This is a genomic window from Pseudarthrobacter sp. 902506025, assembly GCF_040702325.1.
In the GTDB taxonomy this organism is placed as follows: Bacteria; Actinomycetota; Actinomycetes; order Actinomycetales; family Micrococcaceae; genus Arthrobacter.
Window position 1 is genome coordinate 49,954 of record NZ_JBFBKW010000002.1, and the last position, 11,486, is coordinate 61,439.

12 protein-coding genes and 1 riboswitch are annotated in these 11,486 nt (G+C 67.0%); of the genes, 6 read left to right on the forward strand and 6 right to left on the reverse strand.

Annotation, left to right across the window (positions count from 1 at the left end):
* Window positions 1–3: 3 nt before the first annotated feature.
* Window positions 4–486 carry a cation:proton antiporter regulatory subunit gene (locus AB0280_RS04030; RefSeq protein WP_159630146.1) on the reverse strand — a complete coding sequence of 161 codons (483 nt, stop codon included), beginning with the start codon at window positions 484–486 and terminating at the stop codon, window positions 4–6.
* Window positions 487–549: 63 nt separating this feature from the next.
* On the reverse strand, window positions 550–1,953 hold the full coding sequence (locus tag AB0280_RS04035; protein WP_366366270.1) for an MFS transporter: 1,404 nt from the start codon (window positions 1,951–1,953) through the stop codon (window positions 550–552).
* A gap of 195 nt (window positions 1,954–2,148) precedes the next feature.
* Between AB0280_RS04035 and AB0280_RS04040 the strand changes: the two genes are divergently transcribed.
* The 6 genes from AB0280_RS04040 to mnhG are packed head-to-tail and all read left to right on the forward strand — an operon-like array spanning window position 2,149 to window position 8,688.
* Window positions 2,149–5,265, forward strand: coding sequence for a Na+/H+ antiporter subunit A (locus AB0280_RS04040; RefSeq protein WP_366366271.1), 3,117 nt, complete (start codon window positions 2,149–2,151; stop codon window positions 5,263–5,265).
* The gene (locus AB0280_RS04045) at window positions 5,262–5,867 is read left to right on the forward strand and encodes a Na(+)/H(+) antiporter subunit C (RefSeq protein ID WP_224023497.1); all 606 of its coding nucleotides are present in this window, start codon (window positions 5,262–5,264) and stop codon (window positions 5,865–5,867) included. Before AB0280_RS04040 ends, AB0280_RS04045 begins: the two co-directional genes overlap by 4 nt.
* Window positions 5,864–7,471 carry a Na+/H+ antiporter subunit D gene (locus AB0280_RS04050; RefSeq protein ID WP_307491919.1) on the forward strand — a complete coding sequence of 536 codons (1,608 nt, stop codon included), beginning with the start codon at window positions 5,864–5,866 and terminating at the stop codon, window positions 7,469–7,471. The genes AB0280_RS04045 and AB0280_RS04050 overlap by 4 nt, the downstream gene beginning before the upstream one ends.
* On the forward strand, window positions 7,468–8,013 hold the full coding sequence (locus AB0280_RS04055) for a Na+/H+ antiporter subunit E (RefSeq protein WP_307491916.1): 546 nt from the start codon (window positions 7,468–7,470) through the stop codon (window positions 8,011–8,013). Before AB0280_RS04050 ends, AB0280_RS04055 begins: the two co-directional genes overlap by 4 nt.
* Window positions 8,010–8,288, forward strand: a complete 279-nt coding sequence (locus AB0280_RS04060) for a monovalent cation/H+ antiporter complex subunit F (RefSeq protein ID WP_224023491.1) — start codon at window positions 8,010–8,012, stop codon at window positions 8,286–8,288. Before AB0280_RS04055 ends, AB0280_RS04060 begins: the two co-directional genes overlap by 4 nt.
* The gene (gene mnhG, locus AB0280_RS04065; protein WP_307491912.1) at window positions 8,278–8,688 is read left to right on the forward strand and encodes a monovalent cation/H(+) antiporter subunit G; all 411 of its coding nucleotides are present in this window, start codon (window positions 8,278–8,280) and stop codon (window positions 8,686–8,688) included. Before AB0280_RS04060 ends, mnhG begins: the two co-directional genes overlap by 11 nt.
* Window positions 8,689–8,704: 16 nt before the next feature.
* Here the strand turns inward: mnhG and AB0280_RS04070 are convergent, their stop codons facing one another.
* From AB0280_RS04070 to AB0280_RS04085, 4 genes are all read right to left on the reverse strand, one after another.
* On the reverse strand, window positions 8,705–8,968 hold the full coding sequence (locus tag AB0280_RS04070) for a DUF4235 domain-containing protein (RefSeq protein ID WP_159630162.1): 264 nt from the start codon (window positions 8,966–8,968) through the stop codon (window positions 8,705–8,707).
* Between the two features lie 97 nt (window positions 8,969–9,065).
* Window positions 9,066–9,326, reverse strand: a complete 261-nt coding sequence (locus AB0280_RS04075) for a CDGSH iron-sulfur domain-containing protein (RefSeq protein ID WP_277999432.1) — start codon at window positions 9,324–9,326, stop codon at window positions 9,066–9,068.
* Between the two features lie 89 nt (window positions 9,327–9,415).
* Complete coding sequence (locus AB0280_RS04080) at window positions 9,416–10,471, reverse strand: iron-containing redox enzyme family protein (RefSeq protein ID WP_307491906.1); 1,056 nt, start codon at window positions 10,469–10,471, stop codon at window positions 9,416–9,418.
* Between the two features lie 188 nt (window positions 10,472–10,659).
* A complete protein-coding gene (locus AB0280_RS04085) occupies window positions 10,660–11,202 on the reverse strand; it encodes a heme-degrading domain-containing protein (RefSeq protein ID WP_275180606.1) in 543 nt (180 codons plus the stop codon).
* Window positions 11,203–11,288: 86 nt separating this feature from the next.
* Window positions 11,289–11,429: riboswitch (TPP riboswitch) on the forward strand.
* The last annotated feature ends 57 nt before the right edge of the window (window positions 11,430–11,486 follow it).

The following is an 11,486-nucleotide window of genomic DNA, read 5'->3' on the forward strand; positions in this document are numbered from 1 at the left end:
GAACTAGCCGTGGCGCAGGATGTCGGCCGCTGAGTCGAGGCCTTCCTGGGTGCCCACTGCCACCAGCAGGTCGCCGGGGTGGAGGACGACGTCGGGTCCGGGCGAAGGCAGCACCTCACCCTCGCGCATGATGGCCACGATCGACACCCCGCACCGGGTGCGGATGGACGCCTTGCCCATGGGCTGGTTCTGGAACGGGGAGTCCGCTGCAATGGAGAACTGCCGGGTGACGATCCCCGGGACGTCCTTGTGCTCCTCCGCGAGCTTCATGGCCAGGTGCATGCCGCCCAGGAGGTTGCCCAGGGTGGCTGCTTCATCGCTGGTAAGCGGAATCGAGGCCTGGCAGGTATCGGGGTCGTCCCAGGTGGAAACGATGAGTTCCGTCTGGCCTTCCCGGAGTTCCACCACGCCGATGCGGCGTCCGGAGGCGGTCATGAAATCCTTCCGGCGGCCCAGTCCGGGGAGGTTCGTTTCATCCACGTTCATGACTCCAGCCTAGTCTGCCTGGCAACATCCCGCCGGGGTCCGGAACAGGGCCGGACGGTGGTTTCAGCTGGCGGGGACCACGGCGATGGGTGCCCGTTCCGGCGCCTTTACCGGCAGCAGGACCAGCAGTCCGGCGAGCAGGACCACCATGATGCCCAGGATGCCCCACCGCTGCGCCTGCCCCGCGGGCACCAGCGGGGTGGCAACGGTGATGCAGAGCGTGAAGAGAGCGGGCGCCATGAAGCTGACGGCCCGTCCGGTGGTGGCGTAGAGGCCGAACAGTTCACCGGATTCGCCATGCGGTGCCAGCCGTGCCAGGTAGGCGCGGGAGGAGGACTGGGCGGGACCGACGAACAGGCAGAGGAAGAGCCCGAAGACCCAGAACGTGGTGCTGCCCGCCCACTCCATGCCGAAGACGGAATAGTTGCCGTTTCCCAGGACCAGGATTGCGCTCCCGGCAACCAGGAGGCCCACCAGGGAGCCGGTGATGACGGCCTTGGGTCCCACCTTGTCGTCCAGGAATCCGCCGATCACCGCGCCGATGGCTGCCACGACGTTCCCGAAGATGGCGAAGAAGATGACCTGGGAGAGGGCAAAGCCGAAGGTGCCGGCAGCGATGATGCCGCCGAAAGTGAAGACGGCGGCGAGGCCGTCCCGGAACACGGCGCTGGCCATGAGGAAGTAGATGGTATGCGGGCTGGTGGCGTAGATGGCCTTGATCCGCCGGAACAGCAGCCCATAGCTGGCGAGGAACCCCAGGCGCGCTGCCTGCCCGGAGCGGGGCAGTTCAGGGACGGCAAACAGGACGGGGAGCGCGAAGACGAAGAACCACAGGGCGGAGAAAACCGCCACCAGCCTGATGTTGAGGCTGTCCTGCGTGGAGGCGCCGAACCATGCGAAAGCAGGCTGGACGAACAGCTGCAGGACGATCAGGAGTGCCACGATGCCGCCCAGGTAGCCGGCGCCCCAGCCGAAACCGCTGACCTTTCCGATGTTCCGCGGGGTGGACACCTGCGTGAGCATGGCGTTGTAGTTGACGCCGGCGAATTCGAAGAAGACATTGCCCAGCGCGATCAGGGATACGCCGAGGAGCAGGAATTCCGGGTGCGGGAACACGAAGAAGCACAGGGCGGTGAGGATGGCGACGACGGCCGAGTTGACTCCCAGCCACAGCTTGCGCAGGCCCCCTGCGTCCGAGCGCTGGCCGGTGACCGGTGCCAGCAGCGCGATGGCGAACCCGGCAACCGCCAAGGCGCCGCCCAGGACTGCGGAGGCACTGTCCTCGCCGCCGAAGGCGTTGGACGTCAGGTAGACGGTGAAGACGAAGGTGGTCATGACGGCGTTGAAGGCCGCCGAGCCCCAGTCCCAGGAGGCCCAGGCCAGGACCTGCCCTTTGGTGGAGGACCCGGTTCCGGCAACAAGATCCGAGGCGGGCTGCATCGCCCCTGGAGCGCTGGCGCTGTTCATAGGATGCATCGTATCCGCCCGTGGCGAACACCCCCGGGAGCGCGGGCCCTTGTCGCCGGGGATTCCGGCTTTGGGTGCAGGTAAAACCGCCAAGGTTACCGGACCGGCCTTGGTAAACTGAACCCTCCCGAACCTTACTTTTTGCCGCCTGCTCCAACTTTTGACAATCGAATCCCTGACGTTGCGGAGAATACAGTGATCACAGTCCTTGCCGTGCACTTTTCGGTGGCTGTCCTCGCGCCCTTCCTCTTCAGGGTCTGGGGCCGCAACGCCTTCTACGCGTTGGCTGCCGTCCCGGCGGTTTCCTTTGGCTGGCTGATGTTCCAGCACAACCCCATCTACTCCGGACCCGGTGCCGTCACTGAGGTCCTCGAATGGATCCCCAGCCTCCACCTTTCGCTGTCGTTCCGCATGGACGCGCTGGCCTGGGTGATGTCCCTGCTGGTGCTCGGCGTAGGGTCCCTGGTGCTGGTCTACTGCGCGCGCTACTTCAAGCGGAAGGACCAGGACCTGGGCGCCTTTGGTGCCCAGCTGCTGGCGTTCGCCGGTGCCATGTTCGGCCTGGTCACCGCGGACGACCTCCTGCTGCTGTTCATCTTCTGGGAACTGACCACCATCCTGTCCTACCTGCTGATCGGCTTTGCCCGGACCCGGCTTGCGGCCCGCCGCTCCGCCCTCCAGGCGCTGATCGTCACCACCGCCGGCGGCCTTGCCATGCTGGTGGGCCTGATCATGCTGGGCAATGCCGCCGGAACCTACAGCATCTCCGCCATCCTGGAGCAGGCCCCGGCGCTGGGCGGCGGGACGGCCGGCACCATGGTGAGCGCCGCCGTCGTCCTCATCCTGGTGGGTGCCATCACTAAATCCGCGCTGGTCCCGTTCCACTTCTGGCTTCCGGGCGCCATGGCGGCCCCCACCCCCGTGAGCGCCTACCTGCACGCGGCGGCGATGGTGAAGGCAGGAATCTACCTGGTGGCGCGGCTTGCCCCGGGATTCTCGGAGACGGCGTTCTGGCAGCCCGTGGTCCTGGGGCTGGGCCTGGCCACGATGCTGGTGGGCGGCTACCGGGCGCTGCGGCAGACCGACATTAAGCTGATCCTGGCCTACGGCACCGTCAGCCAGCTGGGCTTCCTCACCATGGTGGTGGGCCTGGGAACGCCCGACGCCGCCCTGGCGGGCCTGGCCATGCTGCTGGCGCACGGCCTGTTCAAGGCCACACTGTTCCTGGTGGTGGGCATCATCGACCACCAGTCCGGGACCCGCGACGTCCGTAAACTGTCCGGCGTCTTCCGCTCCTCCCGGGCCCTCGGCATCGTGGCCGGCATCGGGGCTGCGTCCATGGCGGGCGTTCCGCTGCTGGCCGGCTTTGTGGCCAAGGAATCGGTGCTGGAAGCATTCGTGCACCACGCCACGGACCCGCACGCCGGGCCGTGGGGCATGGTGGTGCTGGTGGGAATAGTGGTGGGCTCGATCCTCACTTTCGCCTACAGCGCCCGCTTCATGTGGGGCGCGTTCGCCGTCAAGCCCGGCGTGGACCCCACTCCGTTCAAGGCCATCAGGCCCTCCTTCCTGGCCGCCCCCGCGGTCCTCAGCCTCCTGACGATCGCCTACGGACTTTGGCCGGTGCCGGTGGACGCCTGGATCCACCCGTACGCCGCGCTGTTCGCTTCCACAGCGCCCGACGCCGGCACCGCGGCAGCGCAGGCGGGCCACCTTGCGCTGTGGCACGGCGTCACACCCGCACTGGGGCTGACGGCCGTCACCTTCGCACTCGGCCTGGCCATGTACTTTGGCCGCGGCGCAGTGGCCCGGGCCCAGTCCCTGGTCCCGGCCTGGGTGGACGCCGACCGCGCCTACCAACTGACCATCGGCGCGCTGGACGACGCGGCCGTCTGGATCACCGGCCGGACCCAGCGCGGTTCACTGTACTTCTACCTCGCGGTCATCCTGAGCGTGGCGTTCGTCCTACCGCTGGCCGCGATCCTGCTTGGCGGCAACGCCCTGCCGCAGGACATCTACCTTGTGGACCCCAACTCGCCGCTGCAGCTGGTGGCCGGGGTGGGCATCGTCATCGGCGCACTGGCTGCCGTCAAAGCCAACAAACGTTTCCTTGCCGTGCTCATGGTGTCCGTCACCGGGTACGGCATCGCGCTGGTGTTCGCACTGCAGGGTGCCCCGGATCTGGCCCTGACCCAGATGCTGGTGGAAACCATCATCCTGGTGGCCTTTGTCCTGGCCATGCGCAGGCTGCCGCCCGAACTGCGGGACCGCACCGGCGGGAAATACCGGGTCCTGCGGGTGATCATCGGGCTGGGCTTCGGCGTGACCATGGTGTTCGCCGCGATTTTCGCCATGGGCGCCCGGACCGCCATCCCCGTGTCCCTGCAGTTTCCGCAGCTCGCCTATGAAGGCGGCGGGGGCCTGAACGTGGTCAACGTGACCCTGGTGGACATCCGCGCCTGGGACACCTTCGGGGAGATCAGCGTCCTGGCGCTGGCCGCCACCGGCGTGGCAAGCCTGATCTTCGTCCGCGGCCGGGGCGACAGGCTGCAGGCATCCGCCACCGTTGCAGCGGGCACGGTGGGACGCCACCCCGGCGTCGACCCCGGCTCCCGCGACGCTGCGGCGCTGGCCATCAGCCGGAAGTTCGCGGCCTCCACCCGGGACGTTTGGATTGTGGCAGGGCGGACCCTGGCTCCGGAACGCCGCTCCATCATCTTCGAGGTGGTCACCCGGCTGATCTTCCACTCCATGATCATCTTCTCGCTGTACCTGTTGCTGGCCGGCCACAACCTGCCCGGCGGAGGATTCGCCGGCGGCCTCACCGCGGGACTGGCCCTGACCATCCGCTACCTGGCGGGTGGCCGGTTCGAGCTGCGGGAGGCGGCGCCCCTGAGTGCCGGCGCGCTGCTGGGCATTGGCCTGGCCCTGGCGGCCGCCTCCGGAGTGATGCCCCTGCTGCTGGGCGGCCAAGTCTTCCAGTCCGCCATCATCCAGGTGTGGCTGCCCGTCTTCGGGGACATCAAGTTCGTCACCTCCACCATCTTTGATATCGGCGTCTACATCGTGGTGGTGGGCCTGGTGCTTGACGTGCTGCGCAGCCTCGGAGCCGAGATCGATGAACACCTGGAGGACCAGTCCGCGCCCGGGAGCGAGGACCAGGAACAGGAGCAGGAGCAGGAGCCGCACCAGGAACCGGACCACGGCCAGGGCCGGGAGCCGGACCGGGCCGGGGAAGAGCAAGGATCCGGCCGCCTGGACCAGGAACCGGACGGGGTTCCTGCCGAAACCACCGCAAAGGGCCACGCATGAGCGTCAACCTGACCCTGCTGATTGTCATGGGAGCGCTGTACGCCTGCGGCATCTACCTGATCCTGGAACGCAGCCTGACGCGGGTGCTGCTGGGGCTGATGCTGCTGGCCAACGCCACCAACCTCCTGATCCTCGCCACCGGGGGATACGCAGGCCTGGCGCCGCTGTTCTCCAAGGACACACCTGCCCAGGACTACAACGATCCACTGCCGCAGGCCCTGATCCTGACGTCGATCGTGATTTCCTTCGCCGTCACGGCATTCATGCTGGGCATCATCTACCGCACGTGGGTGCTGGCCCGCCAGGACGACATCCAGGATGACGTGGAGGACCTCAGGGTGGCGGAGACCCCCAGCTTCGATGCGGAGGACGACGCCGAGGTGCCCGCGGAAACGTCCGAATTCCCGCTCACCATGCTCGGTTCCGACGGCCGGAATGTGTCAGACCACGGACCGTCCGGAGCGGATGCCGGCCAGGAAACGGACCAGCCGGTGGCCACGCTGGTGGCCGGCGGCCGGGAGATGCCCGCAGAACACGCTGCCGCGGAGGAAAAGCCCGGCTCACTCAACGTTGACCCCAGCCCGGAAGGAGGCGGAAAGTGAACATCGCAAGCTTTGCCCCGCTCGCCGTCGTACTTCCCATCCTGGGCGCCGCCCTGACCTTCCTGCTGATCCGGCACTCCAGGGCCCAGCGCGCGGTGAGCATCGCCCTGCTGTCGCTGACCCTGGCGCTCGAATGCCTCCTGCTGGCCTCCGCGTGGAATGACGGCACCGCCGCGGTGACCATCGGAGGCTGGATCCCTCCGTTTGGCATCGTCATGGTGGTGGACCAGTTCTCCTCCCTGATGCTGGTGGTGTCCTCCGCCGTGAGCCTGGCCGTGCTGGTCTACGCCACAGGGCAGGGCATGGCCGACGGCGACCACGACGCACCGGTCTCGATCTTCCACCCCACGTACCTGATCCTGGTGGCAGGGGTGTCCAACGCGTTCCTGTCCGGTGACCTGTTCAACCTCTACGTGGGCTTCGAGATCCTGCTGACTGCAAGCTACGTGCTGATGACCCTGGGCGGCACCGGGCCGCGCATCCGCGCCGGCGTCACCTACGTGGTGGTGTCCGTGGTGTCCTCGGTGCTGTTCCTGATTGCCATCGCCATGGTCTACGGAGCCACCGGAACGGTGAACATGGCGGACCTGGCCATCAAGCTGGGCGAACTGGACCAGGGCACCAAAACCCTGCTGCATGTGATGCTCCTGGTGGCCTTCGGCGTCAAGGCCGCCGTTTTCCCCCTCTCCTTCTGGCTCCCCGACTCCTACCCGACGGCGCCCGCGCCGGTCACCGCCGTGTTCGCCGGCCTGCTGACCAAGGTGGGCGTCTACGCGATGGTCCGGACCGAGACGCTGCTGTTCCCCGGCGACACGTTGAACACGCCCCTGATGGTGGTGGCGCTGCTGACGATGGTGGTGGGCATCCTGGGTGCGCTGGCCCAAAGCGACATCAAGAGGCTCCTCTCGTTCACCCTGGTCAGCCACATCGGCTACATGGTGTTCGGGCTGGCCATGTCCTCCGCAGTGGGACTGGCAGCGGCGGTCTTCTACGTGGCGCACCACATCACCATCCAAACCAGCCTTTTCATGGTGACCGGCCTGATCGAGCGCCGCGGCGGCAGCTCGTCCGTGGACCGGCTGGGCGGCCTCGCAAAGCTCTCGCCCATGCTGGCCCTGCTGTTCTTCATTCCCGGAATGAACCTGGCCGGCATCCCGCCGTTCTCCGGGTTCCTGGGCAAGGTGGGGCTGCTGCAGGCCGGTGTCCAGCTGGGCACACCACTGGCCTATGCGCTGGTGATCGGCGGTGTGGTGACCAGCCTCCTGACGCTGCTGGCCATCGCCAGGGTTTGGAACCGCGCGTTCTGGCGCCGCCCCACCGATGCCGAACATCCGGACCCGGTGCTCCTGGCCCCTCCCGTGGCGAGGCTCTCCGGTCCAGGCGCCAAGGTCAACAACACCGTGACGCTCCTGCCGCGCACCATGGTGGGTTCGACAGCGGGCCTGGTGGGGCTCGGCATTGCCCTGACCGTCTTTGCCGGACCGCTGTTCGCTCTCTCGGACCGGGCCGCCCGGGACATGCTTGACCGGACGCCGTACATCGAGGCGGTGCTGGGCGACGGTACTTCCGTCCCGGGCACAACCGCCGGGGGAGGAGGGCGATGAGCCGCAAACGCATTTCGCTGCGCCAGGAACTGCCCCTGCTGGTCTGGCTGGTGATCGTCTGGGGCGCCCTGTGGCAGGATTTCAGCCCCGGAAACCTGTTGTTCGGTGCCCTCCTGGCCGTGGGCGTGGCCCGGCTCTTCTACCTTCCGCCGGTGGAGCTCAGCGGCCGCTTCAATATCCTCTACGCCGTGCCCTTTGCGCTGGCCTTCGTGGGCAAGGTGGTGGTGGCCAGCGCCCAGGTGCTGTACCTGGCAACGGCCCGCGGACCCAAGGTGACCAACGCCGTCGTCGCGGTGAAGCTGAGGAGCCGCCAGGACCTGATCGTCACCGCCACCGGCCATGTGATCTCCCTGATCCCGGGCTCGCTGGTGGTGGAGGTGGACCGTTCCACGTCCACCCTCTACCTGCACGCCCTCAACATCACCTCAAAACAGGACGTGGAGGGCCTGCGGAACGAAGTCCGTTCCATCGAAGCCGGCCTGATCCGCATCATGGGCAGCCGCGAGGAACTTGAAGAAGTGCGAATGGAGGCCACCGCATGATGAACGTTGTCCTGGCCGTCACGGCCGTCATTTTCTCGCTGGCCGCGGCGGGTGCCATCCTCCGGATCGCCCGCGGCCCGTCGCTGCTGGACCGTGTCCTGGCAGCCGACGTCCTGCTCGCCATCCTGGGCGGTGCCCTGTGCGTGGATATGGCAGTGAACCGGCACTTGAACAACCTGATGCTGGTGGTGGCCATCTCCATCATCGGGTTCATCGGGTCCGTTACAGTGGCCCGGTTCGTGGCGGACCGGAGGGTGAAGCCCAATGAATCCTGACTTTTCCGGGCCGGATGCCTGGATCGACGCTGTCTCGGCCGTGTTCATGGTGGTGGGCGCGCTCATGTCCCTGGGCGCGGCGATTGGCCTGCTGCGCTTCCCGGACCTGCTGAGCCGCATGCATGCCGCCACCAAGCCGCAGGTCCTGGGCCTGTTCCTGCTGCTGGCCGCCATTGGGCTGCAGATGCGGACCTGTTCGGTGTGGCCGGTCCTGGCTGCGGCATGGATCTTCCAGCTGCTCACGGTGCCCGTGTCCGCCCACATGGTGGGCCGGGCCGGCTACCGCACCAAGCACCTGCACCGGGAACTGCTCACAGCCGACGAGCTGGAAGCCGTGGTGCAAAAAGCCGCCGCCGAGACCGCCCTGGAGGACAGTTCCGACGACGGCCGGCAGCGCTAAGCGAAGCTTTGGGCAGCTAGACGATGTCTTGCGTCTTGGCGAACCGGGTGATGGCACGCTGGGTGCCGCGGTTGGCCAGGACCTGGATGATGGCGCTGACAGACGCCGAGATCAGCGCGAAGGTCAAAGCAGACCGGAGGCTGGTGGGGACGTCCTCATTCTTGCCGGTGGGTGCTTTCTGCCCCGTGGTCTTTTCCCAGATGGTGTTGACCAGCTTGGTGCCGGCCAGGCCTGCGCCGAGGCTCACGGCGGTCCCGAGCAGTTTGATGAGAAGGTTCATTGCTGGTACTCCTTGCGGGCGGAAAACGGACTGGTCCCAGCCTAGCCTCACACCCGGGCTGGTCCGGGCAGGGCGTGGCCGGCGGGCGGCTCTGTGGTCAGGCCGGGGGCTGGCCGGCCTTGGGTTCGGTGCGGAACTTGATCATCTTGTGGGTGCCGTCGCAATAGGGCTTGATGGCGGACGCCCCGCACCGGCACAGGGCGACGGTCCTCCGCTCCCTGGGCACGGCGTCGCCGGAAGGGGTAACGATCTCGAAGTCACCCCTGACAATGAGGGGACCATCGGGGCACACCACGATCGAGCCGGGGGCGGGTTCCTGCTCCACGTCCGGCCGTGTTCCATGCTGTTCGAAGTTCATGCCTGCACCACATTCATTGTTGTTTCCGGTTTCCTCGGCGCCCAGCCGCTGCGGCTTCGCAGAATCGTCGTAGGCCTGCCGCCAGCCTGTCACGCTGCCGCCGGCACGGCCGCCCGGAGCGATGTTTCCCCGGCTTCCCAGGAGGACAGGAGGTGGGCGGAGACGCGGCCGTCAATGGCCATGACGGCGGTGGCACCGAACAGGACGTCCGCAAGGAGCTTTGGCTCGGCCTCAACCAAGCCGCCGGCGAGGTCCCGCCCGGCAATCTGCTCATGCACGGCGTCGGCCTCCACATGCTCATCGAAGTAGTGGGTGACGTCCGCGGCGAAACCGTGCCGGCGGAATCCGTTGCCGTAGAAACGGTTGGGCTGGGATGAAGTCATTTCGTAGATGGCCAGGTGGCCGGTGATTGCCCCGCGGAGCCGCCGGTTCAGGCCGCACAGCGACATGAGGTTCACGGATGCGAGGGAGACGGCCGGGATGGTGTCGACGTACGCGCCGTACCTGTCGTCCAGGCCCAGCCCGCGCATGGTCCGGGCAAACAGCGCGCTGTGCATCCGTTCCGGCCTGCCGCCGCCGTATTCGTCCGCCTGGATTTCCACGAGGGCAGCCTTCGCCCGGCCGGTGAGCCGCGGAATGGCCCAGGTGTGCGGATCCGCTTCTTTCAACTGGTACACGGACTTGTGGATCAGGAACTCTTTGAGCTGCTCCAGGCTTGCCTTCCGTGCGACAAAGCGGGAAACGCTGGGACCGGTGTCCATACCGGCGAGGCCAAAAAGGACGTCGGCAACGGCATCGCTGGTCATGGCAATCCCGGCGGGCAGGTCGGCGTCACCGGCGGCCTGGCGTGCGGCGGCACGAAGGGCGGCTTCGAAGGGTTCCTCGATCAGGCGCCGGACCCTGATCAGGGCCGGTTCCCACTCCCAGGCGTCGCTGACCCCGTCCAGGCCCGAATAATGCAGTTCGTAGAGGCAAAAGAGGGACAGCTGGATGTCTTCGTCGGCGATGATGTCACCGGTTCGGGCCACCTGCCCCGCGACCAGCCGGTGCAGCCCGTCCAGCTCGGGCGTGGCTGCATCAGGGGCCTTGGACAGGGCCGCAAAGAGGGCGCTGCTGATGGGGCCTCTGGTGTCCGGGATTCTCATGGTGCTCCTTGGTTGCCGCGCCGGTTGCGGGAAGGGACGCCGAAGGTGCTCCCATTCCCTGTGGTGGTCGTACCCCGGGGACAATATAGTAAGCATGATTACTAATGAAAGCTAAGCGGCCTGGTGTCGCCGGGCATGTACGGTGCTTGTCCCGCTGCGCCTGGTCAGCCAGGGCTGGTTGGCCGGCGCTACTCGTCCAGCGCCGACCCCAGGATGTCGCGCAGTGCCTCAACCACCAGTTCGTGGTCCTGCAGCTGCGGCAGTCCGGACACCGCCACGGAAGCCACCACCCCAACGCCCGTGACGTGGATCGGAAACGCGCCCCCGTGTGCCGCATAGCGGGACTGGTCGAACCAGGCGTTGTCCTCGATCCGGCCGCCGCCCAGCCGGCCACGCAGTCCCACCAGGAGGGAGGGCACCTCGTACCGGAGGGCAGTGCGCTGCTTGGCCCGGATCCAGTGGCCGTTGTCAGGCGTGGCGCCAGGAAGTGCGACATGGAACAGCACCTGCTCACCCTTGGCGATGTCGATGGCGATGGGCAACGACCGCTCCTTGCCCAGTTCAACGAGGAGCAGGCCAAGGTTCAACGCATCGTCCAGCGAGAAGCCGGGGAACTGGAGCTCCCGGACCTCCGCCTCGATGCGGGCAATCTGCGCCTCCAGTGAGCCCTCCGGCTGGGCGTCGCTGGAATCAGGATCGAACCCGGTCACATCCGGTGGATTGGCGGTCATGGCCCTCAATCTACTCCTGCCAGGTGTAAACTTGACCACGCCCAACTGGGCGAAATGAACAGCGTTACCCAACCACAAAGCAACACTAAAAACGACAGGGGAGCGCCGCCGTCGGGCATCCTGGCGCAGGCCGGGCACCGCAGGTGGGCGCTGAGAGTGCGGACAGCCGCAGACCCTCGAACCTGATCCGGTTAGTACCGGCGCAAGGGAGTCGAGTTCTCAAAGTGTCGCGGATGCACGGCCACAGGCCGGCAGCCGGGTCCACTTTCCCCTCCTGTTTCCCA

Coding starts and splice junctions, on each gene's coding strand:
- AB0280_RS04060 (WP_224023491.1), top strand. CDS start 8,010: ATGATGAACGTTGTCCTGGCCGTCACGGCCGTCATTTTCTCGCTGGCC.
- AB0280_RS04085 (WP_275180606.1), bottom strand. CDS start 11,202: ATGACCGCCAATCCACCGGATGTGACCGGGTTCGATCCTGATTCCAGC.
- AB0280_RS04070 (WP_159630162.1), bottom strand. CDS start 8,968: ATGAACCTTCTCATCAAACTGCTCGGGACCGCCGTGAGCCTCGGCGCA.
- AB0280_RS04075 (WP_277999432.1), bottom strand. CDS start 9,326: ATGAACTTCGAACAGCATGGAACACGGCCGGACGTGGAGCAGGAACCC.
- AB0280_RS04030 (WP_159630146.1), bottom strand. CDS start 486: ATGAACGTGGATGAAACGAACCTCCCCGGACTGGGCCGCCGGAAGGAT.
- mnhG (WP_307491912.1), top strand. CDS start 8,278: ATGAATCCTGACTTTTCCGGGCCGGATGCCTGGATCGACGCTGTCTCG.
- AB0280_RS04080 (WP_307491906.1), bottom strand. CDS start 10,471: ATGAGAATCCCGGACACCAGAGGCCCCATCAGCAGCGCCCTCTTTGCG.
- AB0280_RS04035 (WP_366366270.1), bottom strand. CDS start 1,953: ATGAACAGCGCCAGCGCTCCAGGGGCGATGCAGCCCGCCTCGGATCTT.
- AB0280_RS04045 (WP_224023497.1), top strand. CDS start 5,262: ATGAGCGTCAACCTGACCCTGCTGATTGTCATGGGAGCGCTGTACGCC.
- AB0280_RS04055 (WP_307491916.1), top strand. CDS start 7,468: ATGAGCCGCAAACGCATTTCGCTGCGCCAGGAACTGCCCCTGCTGGTC.